19 protein-coding genes and 1 pseudogene are annotated in these 19337 nt (G+C 60.2%); 4 read left to right on the forward strand and 16 right to left on the reverse strand.

Annotated elements, in window-relative coordinates:
• Positions 1-5 precede the first annotated feature (5 nt).
• The gene (locus AB5Y90_RS11540) at positions 6-1421 is read left to right on the forward strand and encodes a basic amino acid/polyamine antiporter (protein ID WP_368166888.1); all 1416 of its coding nucleotides are present in this window, start codon (positions 6-8) and stop codon (positions 1419-1421) included.
• Positions 1422-1532: 111 nt separating this feature from the next.
• Here AB5Y90_RS11540 and AB5Y90_RS11545 read toward each other — a convergent pair whose 3' ends face one another.
• On the reverse strand, positions 1533-2372 hold the full coding sequence (locus AB5Y90_RS11545; RefSeq protein WP_201951489.1) for a sterol desaturase family protein: 840 nt from the start codon (positions 2370-2372) through the stop codon (positions 1533-1535).
• A 211-nt stretch (positions 2373-2583) separates the two neighbouring features.
• On the opposite strand from AB5Y90_RS11545, the gene AB5Y90_RS11550 reads away from it, so the two are divergent.
• Positions 2584-3339 carry an ABC transporter substrate-binding protein gene (locus AB5Y90_RS11550; RefSeq protein ID WP_257688163.1) on the forward strand — a complete coding sequence of 252 codons (756 nt, stop codon included), beginning with the start codon at positions 2584-2586 and terminating at the stop codon, positions 3337-3339.
• 107 nt (positions 3340-3446) lie between these two features.
• Here the strand turns inward: AB5Y90_RS11550 and AB5Y90_RS11555 are convergent, their stop codons facing one another.
• The 5 genes from AB5Y90_RS11555 to AB5Y90_RS11575 form a co-directional block, all read right to left on the reverse strand.
• On the reverse strand, positions 3447-4190 hold the full coding sequence (locus AB5Y90_RS11555) for an amino acid ABC transporter ATP-binding protein (RefSeq protein ID WP_307895138.1): 744 nt from the start codon (positions 4188-4190) through the stop codon (positions 3447-3449).
• The gene (locus AB5Y90_RS11560) at positions 4174-4296 is read right to left on the reverse strand and encodes a hypothetical protein (RefSeq protein ID WP_307895137.1); all 123 of its coding nucleotides are present in this window, start codon (positions 4294-4296) and stop codon (positions 4174-4176) included. The genes AB5Y90_RS11555 and AB5Y90_RS11560 overlap by 17 nt, the downstream gene beginning before the upstream one ends.
• Positions 4280-4402 (reverse strand): hypothetical protein, encoded by a 123-nt coding sequence (locus AB5Y90_RS11565; protein ID WP_019445266.1) that lies wholly within the window; start codon positions 4400-4402, stop codon positions 4280-4282. Before AB5Y90_RS11565 ends, AB5Y90_RS11560 begins: the two co-directional genes overlap by 17 nt.
• Positions 4386-5345, reverse strand: coding sequence for an amino acid ABC transporter permease (locus tag AB5Y90_RS11570; protein WP_058058080.1), 960 nt, complete (start codon positions 5343-5345; stop codon positions 4386-4388). Before AB5Y90_RS11570 ends, AB5Y90_RS11565 begins: the two co-directional genes overlap by 17 nt.
• 99 nt (positions 5346-5444) lie before the next feature.
• Positions 5445-6245, reverse strand: a complete 801-nt coding sequence (locus AB5Y90_RS11575; protein WP_005334079.1) for a transporter substrate-binding domain-containing protein — start codon at positions 6243-6245, stop codon at positions 5445-5447.
• Between the two features lie 518 nt (positions 6246-6763).
• On the opposite strand from AB5Y90_RS11575, the gene AB5Y90_RS11580 reads away from it, so the two are divergent.
• On the forward strand, positions 6764-7897 hold the full coding sequence (locus AB5Y90_RS11580) for a GGDEF domain-containing protein (protein WP_005359567.1): 1134 nt from the start codon (positions 6764-6766) through the stop codon (positions 7895-7897).
• Between the two features lie 92 nt (positions 7898-7989).
• Here AB5Y90_RS11580 and AB5Y90_RS11585 read toward each other — a convergent pair whose 3' ends face one another.
• The 8 genes from AB5Y90_RS11585 to AB5Y90_RS11620 form a co-directional block, all read right to left on the reverse strand.
• Positions 7990-9324 (reverse strand): MFS transporter, encoded by a 1335-nt coding sequence (locus AB5Y90_RS11585; RefSeq protein WP_127006778.1) that lies wholly within the window; start codon positions 9322-9324, stop codon positions 7990-7992.
• Between the two features lie 21 nt (positions 9325-9345).
• Complete coding sequence (uhpB, locus tag AB5Y90_RS11590; protein WP_368166889.1) at positions 9346-10866, reverse strand: signal transduction histidine-protein kinase/phosphatase UhpB; 1521 nt, start codon at positions 10864-10866, stop codon at positions 9346-9348.
• Complete coding sequence (gene uhpA, locus AB5Y90_RS11595; RefSeq protein ID WP_005334071.1) at positions 10863-11453, reverse strand: transcriptional regulator UhpA; 591 nt, start codon at positions 11451-11453, stop codon at positions 10863-10865. The genes uhpB and uhpA overlap by 4 nt, the downstream gene beginning before the upstream one ends.
• Positions 11454-11646: 193 nt before the next feature.
• On the reverse strand, positions 11647-12042 hold the full coding sequence (gene rnk / locus AB5Y90_RS11600) for a nucleoside diphosphate kinase regulator (RefSeq protein ID WP_005334070.1): 396 nt from the start codon (positions 12040-12042) through the stop codon (positions 11647-11649).
• A 245-nt stretch (positions 12043-12287) separates the two neighbouring features.
• Positions 12288-13025 (reverse strand): ABC transporter substrate-binding protein, encoded by a 738-nt coding sequence (locus AB5Y90_RS11605; RefSeq protein WP_201990368.1) that lies wholly within the window; start codon positions 13023-13025, stop codon positions 12288-12290.
• A gap of 82 nt (positions 13026-13107) precedes the next feature.
• A complete protein-coding gene (locus AB5Y90_RS11610; RefSeq protein ID WP_151287117.1) occupies positions 13108-13794 on the reverse strand; it encodes a hypothetical protein in 687 nt (228 codons plus the stop codon).
• 78 nt (positions 13795-13872) lie between these two features.
• Positions 13873-15264: an alkaline phosphatase gene (locus tag AB5Y90_RS11615; protein ID WP_151287101.1), complete on the reverse strand. Its 1392-nt coding sequence runs from the start codon at positions 15262-15264 to the stop codon at positions 13873-13875.
• Between the two features lie 11 nt (positions 15265-15275).
• Positions 15276-16673, reverse strand: a complete 1398-nt coding sequence (locus AB5Y90_RS11620; RefSeq protein ID WP_005334065.1) for an alkaline phosphatase — start codon at positions 16671-16673, stop codon at positions 15276-15278.
• A gap of 323 nt (positions 16674-16996) precedes the next feature.
• On the opposite strand from AB5Y90_RS11620, the gene ylqF reads away from it, so the two are divergent.
• Complete coding sequence (gene ylqF, locus AB5Y90_RS11625) at positions 16997-17947, forward strand: ribosome biogenesis GTPase YlqF (protein WP_199416693.1); 951 nt, start codon at positions 16997-16999, stop codon at positions 17945-17947.
• A 158-nt stretch (positions 17948-18105) separates the two neighbouring features.
• On the opposite strand, the gene AB5Y90_RS11630 is transcribed toward ylqF, so the two are convergent.
• Together AB5Y90_RS11630 and AB5Y90_RS11635 are read right to left on the reverse strand one after the other, a co-directional pair.
• Complete coding sequence (locus tag AB5Y90_RS11630; RefSeq protein ID WP_368166890.1) at positions 18106-19002, reverse strand: histone deacetylase; 897 nt, start codon at positions 19000-19002, stop codon at positions 18106-18108.
• A gap of 82 nt (positions 19003-19084) precedes the next feature.
• Positions 19085-19337 (reverse strand): annotated as a pseudogene (locus AB5Y90_RS11635) (IS1595 family transposase); the annotation flags it as partial.

The raw sequence follows: 19337 nt of genomic DNA on the forward strand, positions 1-19337 counted from the left end.
CTTCCATGAAAGAGAGCAAGATTGGGCTCTGGTCCCTCACCGCGCTGGTGTTCAGTTCCATGGTGGGGGCGGGGATTTTTAGCCTGCCCCAGAACATGGCCGAGGTGGCAGGCGCCCGCGCCGTGCTGATCGGCTGGGGCGTGACGGGGGTGGGTATCCTGGCGCTCGCCATGAGTTTTCTCTATCTGTCGCGGTTAAGGCCGGATCTCGACGGCGGTATCTACAGCTACGCCCGCGCCGGTTTTGGCGAGCTGGTGGGATTCTTCTCCGCCTGGGGTTATTGGCTCTGTGCCACCATCGGCGTGGTGGGTTATCTGGTGATCGCCTTTGCGGCGCTGGGCAGCTTTGTCGATACCCCGGAGCAGATCTGGTTTGGTGAGGGAAACACGCTGGCAGCGTTTGTCGGCGAGTCCTGCATCCTCTGGGCGGTGCATCTGCTGGTGGCCCGTGGCGTGCAGCAGGCGGCGCTGTTCAATCTGGTGGCGACTCTGGCCAAGAGCCTGCCACTGCTGCTGTTTATTCTGTTTGCTTGCTACTGGTTCGACCCTGTTACCTTCGCGGCGGATCAGCAGGGCAGCACTCTGGCTGTGCCGGTCTCCGAGCAGGTGCGCAACACCATGCTGATCACCCTCTGGGTCTTCACCGGTATCGAGGGGGCCGCGGTGTTGTCGGCCCGCGCCCGAAACCGGCGGGATGTGGGCACCGCCACCGTACTGGGGGTCGTGTTGGCACTGCTGCTCTATGTGCTTATCTCGGTGCTGGCGCTGGGGATATTGAGTCGGCCCGAGCTCGCAGCGCTGCCCAACCCCTCCATGGCAGGGCTGATGGCCCAGATGACCGGCTCCTGGGGCAAGCTGCTCATCAGCGTCGGCCTTATCGTCTCGGTGCTTGCCTCCTACGTGAGCTGGACCCTCTTCTCGGCGGAGGTGCCGTTCAGCGCAGCCCGCCACGGCGCGTTTCCCGCCATCTTCCGGCGCCAGAACCGCAATGGGACGCCTATCGCATCGCTCTGGCTCACCAGCCTGACGGTGCAGACTTGCCTGCTGCTGGTGTGGCTGCTCGGCAAGGGCTACACCAGCCTGCTGCTTATCTCTACCTCGATGATTTTGGTGCCCTACCTGCTGATCGGTCTGTTCTTGCTCAAGCTCTCGTTCAGCAAGAAGGGTGAGGGCGGGCAGGGCCGCGGTCTGATGCGGGCGGTGGCGCTGGTGTCGAGCGGTTACGGCTTCTGGCTGCTCTATGCCGCCGGGGTGGAGTATCTGCTGCTGTCGTTGTTGCTCTACGGGCCGGGTCTGCTGCTGTTTCTCTACAGCCGCCGTCAGCTGGGCGCAGATCTTTGCCTGAGCGGTCGCGAGCGGCTGTTGGCCGGAGTGACCTTGCTGAGCCTGATTCCCGCCGTCTGGTCGTTCGCCCATCTGTGACATCGAAGATGTGACTGACCATAAAAGAGAGCGCCACTGTGGCGCTCTCTTGTTATCAGGGACTGGTTATCAGGGGCTTGCTATCCGGGAGTTGCGATTCGGGGCGAAGGCTCAGCGGCTGGCAGGTCCGGCCGGTTTGCCAAACAGCACCGCGAGTTTTTGTCGCCATGGCAGGCCACGGGCGTCACGCAGCATGTCGCGCCACTCATGGAAGGTGAGAGTGAGGGGGTTGAAGCTGTGGATCGGTTTGGTGATGCCGAAGAGGCATGGCTCGGACGGGTCTTCCTCGACAAAGGTGCCAAACAACCGATCCCAGATGATCAGCACGCCGGCGAAGTTGCGGTCTATGTACTTGGCGTTGCTGGCGTGATGCACCCTGTGGTGGGAGGGGGTGTTGAAGATCCACTCCAGCCAGCCGAGCTTGCCCACCACCTGAGTGTGGACGAAGAACTGGAAGCCCAGACTCAGCAGCACGGTGGCGACCACCGCCTCAGGCGGGAAGCCGATGAGGATCATCGGGATCCAGAACAGCCACATGCCGGAGATCGGGTACATCAGGCTCTGGCGAAAGGCGGTGGAGAGGTTGAGCCGCTCCGAGCTGTGGTGCACCACGTGGGAGGCCCACAGCCAGCGAACATGGTGGCTGGTGAAGTGGAACAGCCAGTAACAGAGATCCTGCAAGAGGAACAGCAGTAGCACACTCCAGAGATTCAGCTCGATATCGAACAGTCGCCAGCCCCAGAGGGTGTCATACAGATAAGCAATGGCGATGGCCGCCAGCGCATCGCCCCCTTGGTGCATCAGGGCCAGCGCGGCGTTGGCGAACAGATCCCGCCACTGGTAGGTGGCAGTGGGAAAGGCAGCGCCATGTTTGCGCAGGTAGAGCATCTCCCAGCCGATAAAAGCCAGAAAAACCGGGGAGAGGTAGAGCAAAAGCAGTTGCACATCCATATGCGGCCATCCATTCAGAGCAATTGCTCTCCAGCATAAAGGATGGATTTAATATTTCATTAACATTTTTCTGCCAACGAATAGATGGCATGAAATATGGCGCGGCAGCAGAGGAAGGCGCGGCGGATGGCTATGCTTGATGCAGGCTTTTTCAGGAGGTGCTGGCTTATGCGCGTCTGGTGTTGCTTGTTGCTTGTTGCTGGGGTTGTGCATGATGGCGCACGCCAAGACCCGGGTCGAGATCCTGGCGGATGCCGCCTATCCCCCCTACTCCTGGCAGGAGGGGGAGGAGGTCAGGGGGATCTATGCCGACATCATCCGAGAGGTAACCTCTGCCATGCCTGACTATGAGGTGGTGCTCAAGCCCATGCCGTGGCGGCGCGGTCTGAGCATGGTGGAGCAGGGGGCTGCCTTCGCCATTTTTCCACCTTACTACATGCCCGATACCCGCCCTTACATGTGGCCCTACTCCCAGCCGATGCTGGATGAAGAGCTGGTGGTGATGTGCGGCGCCAGTGTGGCGGCCAATACCCCGCAGGCCAGGTTTCCGCTCGACTATCACGGTTTACGCTTTGGCATGAACGCCGGTTTTGCCGTCGGCGGCGATGCCTTTTGGCAGGCGGTAAAAGAGAAGCAGATCGACGTGGAGGAGGTGAAAAGCAATCGGGAGAACCTGCTCAAGATTGTCCGCGGCAGGGTCGATTGCACCATCAATGATCGCCTCTCCCTGCTCTATGAGTTGCTCAACATGATAAAGGCCGATCAGCTGGCGGTGGCCGATATGTCCCTGCTCAAACAGGGTCCGGTACTCAGCAAGGAGCAGGGGTTTCTCGGATACAGCCGCAAGGGGGAGTACCCCTACAAACAGGCCTTTATCGACCAGTTTGACAAGGAGCTCTATCAGCTCAAAAAACGTGACGGAGTGAAAGTGATCGTGGAGCGCTATCTGGGAAAGTCCCCGCGCTGAGCCGATGAGAGGGGCACTCGGGTTCAGCTGGGTTAAGCCTGCTCAGCGTGACGCACAAGAAGAGGGACCTTGCGGTCCCTCTTCGTTTATCCAGCAGAGCGTGTTGGCTACAGCACCTGACTCAAGAACTGGCGCAGACGCGGGGAGGGGGGATTGTCGAAGAAGTCGGCCGGTTTTTCATCTACCAGCAGTTCGCCACTCTCCATAAAGAGCACCCGATCCGCCACCTCGCGGGCAAAGCCCATCTCGTGGGTCACCACCACCATGGTCATTCCTTCGCGGGCCAGCCCCTTCATCACATCCAGCACTTCCCCCACCATTTCGGGGTCGAGCGCACTGGTGGGCTCGTCAAACAGCATGATGCGTGGCTGCATGGCGAGTGCCCGGGCGATGGCCACCCGCTGTTGCTGACCGCCGGAGAGTTGGGAGGGATAGCTGGCCGCTTTCACCGACAGCCCCACTTTCAGCAGCAGCGCCTTGGCTCTGTCTTCGGCCTCACGGCGCGACAGGCCACGCACCTTCTGTGGAGCGAGGCAGATATTATCCAGCACCGTCAGGTGGGGGAAGAGGTTGAAGGACTGGAACACCATGCCCACCTCTTCCCGCAGCTTGTTGACATCGCCGGGCTCGGTCAGGCTGATTCCATCGACCAAGATATTGCCGTCGTTGATGGTCTCCAGCTGGTTGAGGGTGCGCAGGAAGGTCGATTTGCCCGAGCCGCTGGGGCCGACGATCACCACCACTTCCCCTTCGGCCACCTGGGTGCTGACATTTTTCAGGGCATGCACTTCGCTGCCGTAGAACTTCTCTACGCCGGTCGCTTTGATGATGGGATCAGTTGTTGCGCGCATATTTCGCCTCCAGAAAACGAACCGGGAAGGCGAAGGGGGTGCCGGTGATGGCTGCACTTCTCGATGCTTGTTGCACCTTGTTGATGGGATCAGTTACTGCGCGCATATTTCGCCTCCAGAAAACGAACCGGGAAGGCGAAGGGGGTGCCGGTGATGGCTGCACTTCTCGATGCCTGTTGCACCTTGATGATGGGATCAGTTACTGCGTGCATATTTCACCTCGAGACGGCGTACCAGGAAAGAGAGGGTGCCGGTCAGCACCAGATAGAGCAGGGCGACGGTAAACCATACCTCGAACGGGCTGAAGGTGGAGCTCACCACTTCGCGCCCCGCCTTGGTCAGATCGGTGATGGAGATGACCGAGACCAGCGAGGAGTCCTTGATCAGGTTGATGAACTGGCCTGCCAGCGGTGGCAGCACCCGCTTGAACGCCTGCGGCAGGATGACGTAGCGCATGGTCTGGGCGGAGGTCATACCCAGGCTGCGGCCCGCCTCCATCTGCCCCTTGTGGATGGAGCTGATACCGGCGCGGACGATCTCCGCCACATAGGCGCCGGTAAAGACCGCCAGCGCGGCGACCCCGGCGGTGAAGCGGTCGAGGTTCAGCACGGTACCGATAAAGAAGTAGACGATGAAGATCTGAACCAGCAGCGGCGTGCCGCGGATCAGCTCCACATAGGTGATGGCCAGATTGCGCAGGGCCGGATTGGGGGAGAGACGTGCCAGCCCGGCCAGGGTACCGAGCAGGATGGCGAAGATGCCCGCCACCAGCGAGAGCTTGACGGTGACCCAGACGCCCCAGGCGATGGGGCCTGCGGTCCAGCTCAGTTGGGTGTCGAGGGTATCGCCACGAAAAACGGTATCCCCTTCGGCGACTTGTACGCCGGTACTGGCAATGGCTTGCCGCACATTGGGGTCGAGATCGTCTTGCAGGAACAGCTTGCCCTTCTCGGCCTCGCTGGTGCCCGCCATCACGGTGCCGTCAAATTCGGCCAGATTCTTCTGCTCCGCCTGATAGGCGATGTATTGGGGAATGCGTTCCCAGCGCCAGGTGTAATCCACTGACTGGACAGCCTTGTAGATGCCGAATACGGCAACCAGCAGCATCAGCAGGAAGACGCCTTGCCAGAGTAGCTGATTGGGCTGTTTTTCCATCTGTCTTGTCGGTTTGGGTGTGTGCACAGTCACAACCTCTTCTCGTTATTGTGTGGGGAGCTGCGTGGTGCAGGGGCGGCATGCGCCGCCCCCAAGAGGTTATTTGAGCTGATTCAGCCAGGCGTTGGATTCGAACCACTTCTTGTAGAGACGGTCGTAACTGCCATCGCCCTTGATCTGGCGCAGGTAGTTGTTGAACCAGTTGAGGGTGTCCTGATCCCCTTTGCGGATGGCCCAGGCCAGCGGCTCGAAGGTGAACGGCTTGTCGAGGTGCACCACGGCGCCCTGATTCTGGGAGGCAAAAATAGCGTTGTAGGGCAGGTCATAGACGAACGCATCGACCTTGCCGTTGATCACTTCCAGCTTGGCGTCATCCTGTGTTTCAAACTGCAGCAGGGTGGCTTTGGGGATCAGGCGCTTGACTGCCTGCTCGCCGGTGGTGCCGAGCTTGACCGCGATCTTGTATTTCGGGTCGTTGAGGTCGGTGAAGGATTTGATTTCGCCCGCCTTCTCTTTGCGCAGGACTATGGTCTGGCCGACCACGATGTAAGGATCGGCAAAGTTGACCCGCAGGTTGCGCTGGGGAGTGACGGTCATGCCGCCCATGATGACGTCGAACTTGTTGGTCAGGAGCGCCGGAATGATGCCATCCCAGGCGGTGTTGACGAATTCGACCTTCACGCCCATCTCTTTGGCGACCATCTTGGCGAGATCCACGTCAAAGCCGATGTATTGGCCCTGCTTGTTGGTCATCTCGAAGGGTTGATAGCCCGCGTCGAAGCCGACTCGCAGCACGCCGCGTTCGAGCACGGCATCCAGGGTGGACGTGGGGGCTGGGGTCGGGGCCGCCGTGGCGATCCCGCAAAACAGCAGGGTAGAAAGAATCAGTTTTTTGATCATAAGTGACGTCTCTGTCGGTGGTGTGTTCGGCCTTGAACCTGATCCCGTGCGACTCCGTGGCACAAGAGACTGCTGCATCCGGCAACAGGCAAGACAGGATGAATGTCTTGAGCGGGACAAAAGCCCCATATGAGATGCTATGAATAGTGGTTGAGTGAAAAATGTACCAAAAACAGATTGTGTCAGAAGACTCAACAGGTTAGAGACATTTATTGCTCATGGCTTCATTCATAAAATCACACGAAAACAACATATCTATCTAATTGAGTGGGTTCAAGCCCAAATTATCCCCAAGACATTTTGTTACAAAGTCAGGGCGCCGCTTGCGGCTCTTATTGTGCTATTGGGCTCCGTAAGAGGCTTCTTGTGGGGCTTATACGAATACGCATTGGTGGGATATCACACGCATTGCTCTGTTTGTCAGCAAACGAACGGGCTTTATTGTGAAAACCATCAAGTCGCACTGGGTCTTGGCAAACGCTTCTCATATACTCAGTCCCTCTCTGCATGGCTTTGGTATGGACGCCTCACTACTGCTTAAGCTGGATATTTTTACCTTGATGATCATGGCCTTGTGTGGCTATTGTCTCGGTTTCCTCACTCTCACCATCATTCGCGTTACCCACAACGATATTCCCGGCGTCGGGGTCTGGTGGTGGTCCAGTCTGTTTGCCATGCTGGGTCAGGCGGGATTTGCCAGTCTGCTGCTGACACCCACCCCCTATGGCTCCTGGGTGGGCAATGTCTTCCTGATTTTTCATGTGTCGTTATTGCTGGTCGCCCAACGCTGTTTCTTCCGTCAATCGCCGGGCTGGCCTGTCTGCTGGGGATTCATCCTGCTGTTTGCCGCCGTCATGACCTGGTCGGTCGCCATCGATGGCCGGATTGCGGTACGGGTGATGATCAGCAGCGCCACCTTTCTCATGCTCAGTACGCTTATCATCTGGCAACTCTGGCGTCACGGCCGACCCGATTATCAGGTGGCAGTCTGGGTGCTGATTGGCCTCAATCTGGTGTTGATCGCCATGACCCTGATGCGGATGTTTACCGTGTGGGGCGAGGTGATCGAAAGCCCGTTCCAGCGTCAGCTGTTCAACGTGTTGCCCTATGTCTCCATGCTGGTGGGTAGCTCCATGCTCACCTTTGGGGTGCTGCTGCTCTGCAACCAGCACCGGGCGCTGGAGCTGCGCTATCAGGCCAGTCATGACCCGCTGACCGGGTTACTCAATCGCCGTGGTTTTATGGAGCGTCTGGCCCGGGGACGCCCTGCACAGCAGGGGGCGCTGGTGGTGCTCGATCTGGATGACTTCAAGCAGATCAACGATCGGCATGGTCATGAGGTAGGGGATCGGGTGCTGGAGCGGGTCGGGTTGGCACTGCGCGAGCTGGAGGGCGTATTGGCCAGTCGCTTTGGGGGCGAGGAGTTTGTGCTGCTGTTTCGCCATGCCACCGCAGAGGAGGCGATCGCCCGTTGTCAGTCACTGCGGGTTCAACTTGCGGCCAGCGAGGTAGAGGGGATCCATATCACCGTCAGCATGGGTATTGCTCACTGGCAGGGGGAGTGGCACTTTGACAGCCTGTTCAGCCGTGCGGATGACGCTCTCTATCGGGCCAAGCGGGAAGGAAAGAACCGGGTCTGTCAGGCTGCCTGATGCAGGAATAGGTTCAGGAATAACAGCAGGGCGCGGTGATCCGCGCCCTGTCTGTTTCTGTTTGCCGGATATAGCTTGTCAGCTGCCACCTGCTACTCTGCATTCGTTTGAGCGGCTCTCGGTGCCTGCGCCTTGAGGAAGGGGAGCAGCAGCAGGGCCGAGACGCCCGCTGCCACAGAGATCACCACGAAGAAGCCGTTCCAGTGCCAGATCTCCATCACCTTGGCCAGCGGATAACCCGACAGCGCCGCCCCCATGTAGGCAAACAGGCCGACAAAGCCGGTGGCCGCCCCCGCCGAGTTTTTGTGGGAGCACTCCGCTGCCGCCATGCCGATGAGCATCTGGGGGCCAAACACGAAAAAGCCGATGGTGAAGAAGCAGGCCGCCTGCATCACGTAGCTGAAGAAGGGCATCAGCCAGAGCGATCCCACCGCCAGCAGGATCCCCACCGCAAAGATGAGATTCATCGGGCCACGGTTGCCGTTGAACAGCTTGTCCGATCCCCAGCCCGCCACCAGCGCACCGATAAAGCCTCCCACCTCGAACATGGAGATGGCCGAGTTGGCGCTCATCAGATTGAAGCCGCGCTGCTCGGTCATGTAGAGATTGCCCCAGTCATTGATGGCGGTGCGCACCACATAGACCAGCACGTAACAGCAGGCGAGCAGCCAGATATAGGGGTTGCCCAGTACATATTTGCGCAGGATCTGGCGATGGGAGAGCCCCGCATCCTGAGTCTGCTGGGCCAACTCCATGGCATCCTTGCGCCACTCGCCTACTGTCGGCAGTCCCATGGCACTCGGGGTATCCCGCAGTCGCCAGCAGAGGAACAACCCCGCGATGATGGCGATAAGGCCGGGCACTATCATGCCGTAGCGCCAGCCATGTTGCAGAGCGATGGTGCTGACGATAAGGGGGATGAGCGCGCCGCCGACGTTGTGGGCGGTGTTCCAGGCCGACCACCAGACCCCGCGCTCGGTACGCGAATACCAGCTGGTGAGCAGCTTGGAGCAGGGGGGCCAGCCCCAGCCCTGGAAGAAGGCGTTGGCGACCCAGAGGGCGGCAAACATCCAGAGTGCCGACGAGAGGCCGAACAGTATGTTGATCACGCCGGTGGCCATCAGTCCGACACCCATGAAGTAGCGCGGGTTGGCGCGATCACTGATGATGCCGGAGAAGAACTTGGAGCAGCCGTAGGTGATGTAGAACAGGGTCCACAGCATGCCGATGTCGGACTTGTCCAGCATGCCGCTCGCCAGCATGTCCGGCATGGCGAAGTTGAAGCTCTTGCGGGTGAAGTAGAAGACCGCGTAGCCCAGATACATGGTCAGCAGCAGGTGCAGCCGCCAGTGGCGATAGGTGGCATCGATCTCGGCCTGATCCCGGATAAGGGGCCGGGGCGGCGCGCTTCTCATAAAACTCAGCACAGGCAGGCCCTCTGGTGGTGATTAGCCATGACTCTCTTCCCGTCTGCGACTGGGCAGATTGACCGTCAGCTGGGTGCCGTGAATGCAGGAGAGTTGCAGACTGCCCCCGAGCGCTTGTACCCGCTCGCGAATACCGAGCAAGCCATAGCCCTGTTGCGGGCGGCTTTCCGGCAGACCGCGGCCATCATCTTCCAGCACCAGTTGCAACTGCTCGCCGCTGGTCCGGGCGCGAATGGTGACCGAGTGGGCGTTGGCATGTTTGACCACGTTGTTGAGCCCCTCCTGACAGACCCGAAACAGGGTGACCCGCTGGGCATCCGAGAGATCCCCATCCGCCAGCTGCCACTCCAGCCGGGTGACGATGCCGTGACGCTCCAGCTCCAGCTCCCGCAGCAGTGCCCGTATCGCCTGTTCCAGAGTCATGTCGTCGAGCTGACGCGGGCGCAGCCGCCCGAGCAGACCGCGCACCGCGTCGTAGATCCCGAGCGACAGCGTGTCGATCAGGGCGCTGCTCTGGCCCACCCCGGCATTATCGGGGGCGAGGCGGCGCACGATCCCTGCCTGGGTACGAATGGCTGTGATGGTTTGGCCGATGTCGTCGTGCAGCTCGCGCGCTACCTCCTTGCGGATGCTCTCCTCGGTCTCCAGCAGCCGCTCGGTGAGCTGGCGATTGTGGGCGAGCTGGCGGGTCAGCGCCTGATTAAGTTCGCGCTGGCGCTGGATCCCGGCACCCAGCAGCAGGCCGGTCAGGCTCTGGGCCAGCAGGGAGAGCAACAGATCGAGGGGGTGATCGTGCCAGGCCTGACTGGCCAGCAGGGCGATGGTGTTCATCAGGGTGGCGAGCAGTGCCCCCTGCCAGCCGTAGCGCCACGCCATGGCGATGATGGGGATGGCCAGACAAAACGGGGTGAAGCGTACCAGCGAGTTGGGCAATCCCAGTTGCAGCCAGAGGCTCAATACGAACAGCAGCAGATACCAGACCAGATGGCGAAAGCGCCACTCTACCGGCTGATCCACCAGCGCAGGCCCCAGCGGCACCCAGGTGGCGCGAGTGAGGTAGTGCCAGATCAGCATGCAGGTGGAGGTCAGCGTCAGCCCGCCGGTCAGGCTGAGCAGCAGGGCCGAGAGGCCATCTTCCCCGGCCAGATGCCAGAGCAGGGCTTGCAGCAGCGCCGCTGCCGTGACGGTGGCGAGCAGCAGCAACAGTTGTTGCCAGTCGTTGCGCACCTGCTGGCGACGGGCAATCAGCAGCGGTAGCAGGGTCAGCAGACTGCCCGCGACCAGCCAAGGCCAGTGGGGCAGCCCCACCTCCAGATTGAGCCAGTAGAGCAGCAGTCCTTCGCACAGCAACAGCGGCGGCCAGTAGTGGCCGGGACTTTGCAGCAGCAACCCGAGGCGCAGGCCGAAGGGGAACAGCAGTACCGCCAGCGCCGGGCCACCCGCCAGATGCAGGCTGATGCTCCAGAGGCAAAACCAGCCAGCGGCAAAGATGAAGCAGGCCGCCAGCGCGATGGCGACATAGCTGGCAAAACGGGAGATCACCAGCTATCCAGCATGCGGTGGGCCAGCTCGACGTTGTTGCTGACCTTGAGCTTGTCCATCAGGTTGGCGCGATGGACGTGCACCGTCTTGGGGGAGAGGCCGAGCTGCTCGGCGATGGCCTTCACCTCCAGCCCCTGTGCCAGCAACTGGGCAATCTCCCGCTCCCGATTGGTGAGGGGATCCCGGCTGCTGCTGGCCAGTTTCTGGGCGATGTCCGGCGTAAGATAACACCCCCCCTGGGCGGCGGTGCGCACGGCAGCGATCAGCTCGTCCGGACTGCAGCGTTTGGAGAGAAACCCCTTGGCGCCGGTTTGCAAGGCCTGCTCGATGAGGGCCGGGCTGTCGTGCACCGAGAGCATCACCACCGCAAGGCCGGAGGGGAGCTGCTTGAGCAGATCCAGTCCCGACTGGTCGGGCATCGAGATGTCGCAGACACAGACCCGCGCCCCGCTGCCGGGCAGACCGGCAAGGGCGTCGCTGGCGGAGCCGAATTCGGCGACCACCTGCAGATCGGGCTCCAGATTGAGCAGTTGGGCAAAACCGGATCGGACGATCTGGTGATCGTCGATGAGGGCAATTTTTATCATGATGTCAGCCTGAAATTCGGTGCGTCATGACCATGACGCGGCCAACAAGATACCTGCCCCCCGAGTCAGGCTCAAGCAGCAGCAGGAAAAGGGGCTAAAAACCGGGGGGCAAGGTGTGTAAAGCTTGATCGGGATCAGCTGGCAAGGGCGAGCAAGCGGGCTGATCAACAGGGGGATGACCAGCCCGGGGGACTCAGCGGTGCAGCTCGCCGGCGCGCTCCGGCTGATAGACAACTTCCAGAATTTCGACCTCGATGGTGCGACCGGCCGGGCCCGGCCAGGCGATGCTGTCGCCCACTTTCAGACCGAGCAGGGCGCTGCCCACCGGCGCCAGTACCGAGATGTTGCTCTCGTCGCCCTTGGCATCGCGCGGATAGACCAGGGTGAGGCAGAACTCGTTGCCGCTGCTCTGCATCTTGAAGCGTACCTTGCTGTTCATGGTGACCACGTCCGGCGGCATGTCGGCCGGTTCACGGATCTCGGCGCGGTCCAGCTCCTCTTGCAGGGCCAGATGCTGCGGGTGGTTGCCAAGCAGTTGTTCGATACGGTCCAGATCAAGGCTGGAGATAACCAGATGAGGTTGTTTCATAAGATATTCCTTATCAATAGCGGATAGGCCCATACCGGCGGGTGCAGGTTGGCCATCACACAGGGTGTTACAAAAATGGATTCAACAGGTTCAATCGATTGAAAATGCCATGCCCCCAAGCGACTCGCGGCCGAAGGAGCGAGGCGGGGGCTCAGCAGGGTGTGAGCAAATGCGAGGAAATAGCGAGTATTTTCATAGGCCTACCATAACCATTCTGGCCGGCCTTGGCAACCGTGATTGAGTGACTACTCAGGAGCCTGATAGTTGTACTGACGGATGATCCGCGCCAGTGTGCCATCATGGCGCATCTCGTCTATCACGGCTTGCCAGCGCTGCGCCTGTTTGAAGGGGAAATCCTTGTGAGCGGCCAGGAACAGTTGGGTGTTCATCAACACTTCCCCGCGAACCAGCTGTTGTGATGAGCGTTTGTCTTGTTGTTGGGCATACAGGATGACATTCCATGCGGCGACCCAGGCATCAATGCGACCGCGATGGAGTTTATGAGCGTTGAGTTGCTCATCTGCCACTGTCTCTCCCCGGATCCCGATGCGTTGCTTGAGTAAGTGTTGACCAAACGAATAGCGCAGCACGCCCACATCAAGGTTTTTCAAATCGCTGCTTTTCAGTGCTTTTGGGTGAAACCGGCGATCGCTGACGATCAAAAACTGCTCATTGAGGATGGGCGTTACCCACTGATAGAGGTGCTCTCGCTGACTGCTTCGCACGGGCGGTATCATCAATACATCGGGACGGTGAATTGTCTGGGTCAGTGCACGTGGAAGTGGCATCAGCTCGATGGTAAGCGGCTCGCCTAGACGGCGGGCTGCTTCCTCCATGATCTCGATACCCACCCCGCTGGGTTTACCATGGGAGGACTGAATGACGTAAGGGGGCAACTCGGCCGCCACCAGCACAATAGCCTGGGCACCGGTGTGTACCAGCAATAACAGCAGGGCAAAAAAGGGCAGGCAGAGAGCGCGCATCAAGGTCGTGAGCCAGAGTCGAATATGCAGAGTGTAGCATTCCTGCCTGCGTTGTCGTTGTGCCCGCAGAGGGGTTGGGATCTCAGTCGAAGAAATCCCGCAGATCGCGCACTTCGTAATCAGCGAGTTGCTGCCAGGGGAGCTGAGCAGGCAGCTTGCGCAGGGTCACCTCCATCCGGTAGCTGCGATAGCCGTCGAGACTGGCCGATTCGACTACCAGCGGGATCTGCCACTGACTCGACCAGAGAATGCGGGTTCGTTGCTGCCCTTCGCGCTTTTCATACCAGCGGGCCTGCTCGGGGGTGGCCTCATCCAGCGGAGTCATCCCCTCGATCAGCGCCGGGTTGACGAGATGGCGGATCCGCGGCCAGTCGGGCTTGAAGGCCACCTGGCCATACTCTTCCACCGGCACCTCAACCAGCTGGTTGTGCCAGCTGTCGGCATAACGCAGCTGCAGCTCACCCTCATCACTGCGGCTGACCCAGCGGGCCGCCATCTGGTGGGTAAAGTGCTTGTGGCCGGGCGTGGCGTCGTGAGTGGCGTGATAGGCACGGGCAAGGGGGAGGGGAATGAGCCGCTGGCTCCACACCTGATTGCCCACGCGCAGCCACTTCTCTTGCCAGACACTCTCTCTGGCGATGCCATCGCTGCCGGTATTCCGGTCGTGATAGCTGATCCGGGCGGCGAGATCCGGGGGCGTGTCGTCAGCATGCAGGGGGAAGGCGAGGGTGCTGCCAAGCAGCCATAACGAAAGCAAAAGTCGCATCATCATCTGTCGCTCGAAAGTGCCGGGGCCCGGGCCCGGGCCGCTGAGTCAATTGCTCAGATGCACCCGGGCCCCTGCTGCTTACAGGCCGAGCGCCTCCCGCAGTTTGCCAAACACCTTGGTGTTATCCAGCGTGCCTTTGAAGCGGTTGCTGCCGGCGCCATCGGCAAACAGCATCACATCGCCGCCGCCGTGGGTTTCCGATGTCAGTTTGACGCCGGTCTCCTGCAGGTAGTCATTGGCCATCACCTGATCGCTGGTGAGGACCGGGCGCACATCGGGGCGGTTGGGGCCGTTACCGAACACCAGGGTGGTGAAGGGCTTGCCATCCACATCGTTCTGGGTCGAGCCATCGCCATTTTTAACCAGGTCGAGCACCGGATTGCCCTTGGCGGAGTAGCCGTTAATGGTCATAGTATGGTCATGGTCGGCGGTGACCACGATCAGGGTATTGTTGAGATCCACTTTACCCAGCGCCGTCTTGACCGCCTCATCCAGAGCCACCGCGTCGGTGAGCGAGCGCTTGGCATTGGTGCCGTGCAGGGCGTGATCGATCCGGCCGCCTTCTACCATCAGGAAGTAACCCTGACTGTTCTTGCTCAGCAGGTCGATCGCTTTGGCGGTCATTTCGGAGAGGGACGGCTGGGTATTGGCAGCCCCCTTGGCGACCCGATCAAGCTCGTAGTCCAAGTGGGATTTGCTGCTGAACAGACCGAGCACTTTACCGCTGGTGACCTTGGCCAGTTCACTTTGGGTGGTGACATAGCTGTATCCCTGCGCCTTCATCTCGGCGGTCAGGTCGCGGTTGTCATTGCGACCGCCCTTGTTGCTGGCGCTGTAGGGGGTCCAGTGGTTGGCACCACCGCCCATCAGCACATCGACCCCATCCCCAAGCGCCTGGTTGAAACCAGTTCCTCCCGGAACAGCTTGTGCGGCGATGTCATAAGCGGCATCCCGATGGCAGATGTGGGCGTAGGTAGCCGCCGGTGTCGCGTGGGTCAGCTCGGTGGTGGTGACGGCTCCGACCGATTTGCCTGCCGCCTTGGCCAGCTCCAGGATGGTGGGCACCGGCTTGCCGTTATCGCTGCTGCAATTGTTGACGGTTTTGTTGCCATTGACGTCTTTGCCGGGGGCGATGGCTTTGGTGTCGCTGCTCATGGCGATCACCTCGTTGTTCATCTTGACCCCGGTGGTGTAGGCCGCCATGGAGGGGGCCGAGTCGGTGGTCTGGGCATCGTTGGAGAAGGTCTTGATGCGGGCACTGCGCGGCAGTTTCATCATCTCCAGATTGCCCTCTTCTCCCACCTTGAACAGGCGGGTGGCGGTGAGCACGGTGGGCCCCATGCCATCACCGATAAAGAGAATGACGTTTTTGGCATCAGCGGCCTGTGCCTGGGAGGTTGCGCCCAGCGCACTGAACAGGGCTGCGCAGACCAGCGTGTGCTTGATGGATGTGTTCATCTGTTTGCTCATGAAAGTGCTCCTTACAGCTTGGCCGCAGCCTTGATCTTGCCGAACACGGCGGTGTTATCGAGAGAGCCATGGAAGCTGTCAGCCCCCTTGCCGATGGCGCCGAGGAAGACATCTGTGCCGCCGTGGGTCTCGTTGCCGATTTCGCCTACCTTGACCACCACTTCCTGGTGGTAGTCATTGGCGGAGACGGTGGCATCGTCGAGTGGTGCGACGCTGCTGCGCGGGCCATCCACCCGGTTGTAGCCGTTGCCAAAACCTATGATGGTGTAGGGCATGCCCTCGCTATCCTTGCTTGGCTCGCCAGTCTCGTAGTTCTTCACCAGCCCAAGTACGCCGGGGTTGTCGGCGGTGGTCTTGCCGGTGCGCTTGGCATAACCGTTGAGCACTAGCGTGTGGTCGTGATCGGCGGTAACCACGATCAGGGTGTTTTTCAGCTCGGGGTCGCTCTTTTTCACCTCGTCGATGGCAGCCTTGATGGCGTTGTCGAAGGCGATGGTGTCCTGCAGCGCCCGCTTGGCGTTGGTGTCGTGCAGGGCGTGGTCGATACGGCCCCCTTCCACCATCAGGAAGTAACCCTTCTCTTTGCCCTTGAGCTGCTTGATGGCGGCCAGGGTCATCTGGGCCAGTGACGGCTCGCTGGCAGGGCGGTCCAGGTCATATTTCATGTGGCTGGAACCAAACAGACCCAGCAGCGGCTTGCCCGCATCGGCCTTGTTCAGCTCATCCAGATTGCTGGCAAACTGGTAGCCCTTGGCCTGCATTTCGCTGATGAGGTTGCGGCCATCCTCCCGCTTGCCCTTGTCGGCTTTGGGCAGGAAGAAACTGCTGCCGCCACCGAGCACCACATCCAGCCCCTCCTTGAGGGCGCTGTTGTAGCCTTTGCCGCCCGGTACCAGCTGGACGGCGATATCTGCCTCCAGATCCCGGTTGCAGATATGGGCATAGGTAGCCGCAGGGGTGGCGTGGGTCACCCGGGTACTGGTTACCACGCCGGTACCGCGGCCATCGGCTTTGGCCAGCTCCAGCAGGGTAGTCACCGGCTTGCCGGCGCTCTTGCTGCAGTCGCTTTCATAGGTGGCGTCGCCGTCCATGCTGATGACACCGTTGTTGCTCTTGACCCCGGTCATGTAGGCCGCCATGGAGGGGGCCGAGTCAGTGACCTGGGCATCGTGGGAGAAGGTCTTGATAAAGGCCGTCTCTGGCAGGGTATCGATGGTGAGATCACCCTCTTCGCCGACACCGTAGATGCGGGCCGCCGTCAGGGTGTTGAGGCCCATGCCGTCACCGAGGAAGAAGATGACGTTGGTGGGTTGGGCTGCGGGCTTGGTCGCCACCGTGTCATTGTCTGATTTGCAACCGGCAGCCAGGGCGGCGCCGATCATCACTGCAAGTCCTGCCATTTTTCTCATTGGGGTTCGCTCCTTGTAAAACCTGAGCGCAGCCTAGAGGGGGCAGATGACACTTTTACTGACTATCGGTGACGGTTGTGTGAAAAAGTGATGAAAATGTTACACTATATCAAAGTGTTATCTATCAATTGAGCCGGTTGGTCCGGTCGCTTCCGGCAAGGTTTCTCCGCCTCGGCGGTTTGCTGATTTGATGAAGTGATGGCTAGAATGACCTGTCAAAATGTGCCCGCAGCAGGTAAAATGCGCCCCCTTCGTTCGATGCCCGCGGCAGAGCGCCTGTTGTTCCATGCGCGCGCCCGCAGCCCCCACAGAGAGTAACGGATATGTCCATCAACTGGTTCCCCGGTCACATGCACAAGGCCCGCAAAGAGATTGCCGAGGTCATGCCCCAGGTCGATGTGATCATCGAGATGCTCGATGCCCGCATCCCCTTCTCCAGCGAAAACCCGCTGGTGCCCGAGCTGCGTGGTGATACCCCGGTGATCAAGGTGCTGAACAAGGCGGACCTGGCCGATCCGGCGATCACCGATCTGTGGGTGGCGCACATGGAAAAAGAGAAGGGGATCAAGGCGCTGCCGCTGACGCAACAAGAGCCGGAGAAGATCAAGCAACTGCTGACTCTCTGCCACGAGATGCTGCCGGAGCGCAATTTTGAGCTGCGCGGCGTGCGGGCGATGATCATGGGGATCCCCAACGTGGGCAAGTCCACTCTGATCAATACCCTGGCGGGGCGCATCATCGCCCGTACCGGCAACGAGGCGGGGGTGACCAAGTCCCAGCAACGGATCAAGCTGGATAACAACGTTATCCTGACCGATACCCCGGGTTTTCTCTGGCCCAAGCTCAATCCGCCCTCCTGCGGTTATCGTCTGGCCATCACCGCAGCCATCAAGGACACAGTGTTCGACTATGCCGATATCGCCATGTTCGCCGCTGACTACTTCATCAAGGCCTATCCGGAGCAGATCAAGGCGCGCTACCAGATTGACGAGCTGCCCGAGACCGAGATCGAGCTGCTGGAGATGATCGCCCGCCAGCGAGCGTTTATGCGCAAAGGGGGGCTGGCCGACTTGCACAAGGCGTCCGAGATCCTGATTAACGAGTTCCGCTCCGGCTTGCTTGGCCGCATCTCGCTGGAGACGCCGGAGATGGTGAGCGTCGAGATTGTCGAAGCCGCCGCAGAAGCCGAGCAAAAAGCCAAAGAGAAGGCCGAGCGGGAAGAGGAGCGTCAGGCCCGCGCCCGTCGCAAGTACGCCCGCAAGCGTCAGAAATAGTTATCCTCAGGCGTCCCGAGCTTGCCTGACAACGAGCGAGCTTGTGTGACCCAGATGACGAAACACGAAGAGGCGACCCCAGGGGTCGCCTCTTCTGTCTTATCTGGTGAAGTGCCCGCCCGACTCTGATGGGGTGTCCGCGCTATAAAGCCATGCCATCAGCCAAAACGGTGGAGCGCCGCCTCAAACAGCGACATATGAAGCGGGATCAGCTGTTGCCAGTCGCGGCGATAGCCGCCACCGGGCATCGCCGCGATGGGCAACCCATGCTTGATTGCACAGTCAAATACCATGGCATCGCGTAGGTGAACCCCTTCATCGCTCAGGGAGAGATAACCAAGCTCGTCGGCATGATGCACATCGACGCCCGCCTGATAGAGGATGAGATCCGGCGAATAGAGCCGCAGTGCCAGCGAGAGTGCCTGTTGCAACGTGGTGAGATAGGCATCGTCCGTCATGCCGCTTGGCAGAGGAAAGTCGAGGTGAGAGGTGGCTTTGTGATGGGGGAAGTTGTGCTCCCCATGAAGGGATAGGGTGATGATATCGCGCCGTCCGGCGCACAGGGCCGCACTGCCATCTCCCTGATGCACATCGAGATCGACGATCAGCACCTGTTCACAGCGCCCCTCGTCGAGGCAAGCCTGGGCGGCAATCACCAAATCGTTAAACAGACAAAAACCGCTGCCGTGATCCCGATGGGCGTGGTGGTAGCCACCGGAGATCTGCAAGCCGCAGCCCTGCTCAAGAGCATGGCGGCTGGCGGCAACGGTGGCACCCACCGAGCGCAAGGTGCGCTCCATCAGCATGGGTGACCAGGGAAAACCGATCTTGCGGATGGCGCGATCTTCCAGCTGGCCGCTCAGGGCCGCCGCGACATAATCGGCATCGTGAATGCGACAGATTTGCTCACAGGTTGCGGCCGGTGCTTCGCCAAGGGGGTAACCCTGCACCTGCAGGCGTTCAAACAGCCCCTGATACTTGGCCAGCGGAAAGCGATGGCGCTCGGGTAGCGTCAGGGAGGAGTAGAGGGGGTGATAGAAAATGCGCAATGACATGGTGCCATTCTCCCTGGCAAGGTGGCGCTTTCCATATATGAAATCAGCAGATGAATCCATATATGTACTCCCTATATAAAGGCTATGTCCCAATTACGTGTTGCATGGGGCGCCCCAGCGCCTCATGCAAACATGCTTTGATATTTACGCCTTTTCCGTAACGCTCCAACATCCGGCGCCAACCCAGGTAGTTCTTCAGGTAGTGCGTCGCCACGCCATGGAACCGCTCCATCCACTCTTTCAACCGATGGTGATATCCGTTCACATGCTGGATGTGATACGCACCGACTACCCGTTCGCCTTGACGATTGCGCACCACCTGATGGGTTATACCC

It is taken from the genome of Aeromonas sp. R4-1 (assembly GCF_040908325.1).
Lineage (GTDB): Bacteria > Pseudomonadota > Gammaproteobacteria > Enterobacterales > Aeromonadaceae > Aeromonas > Aeromonas veronii.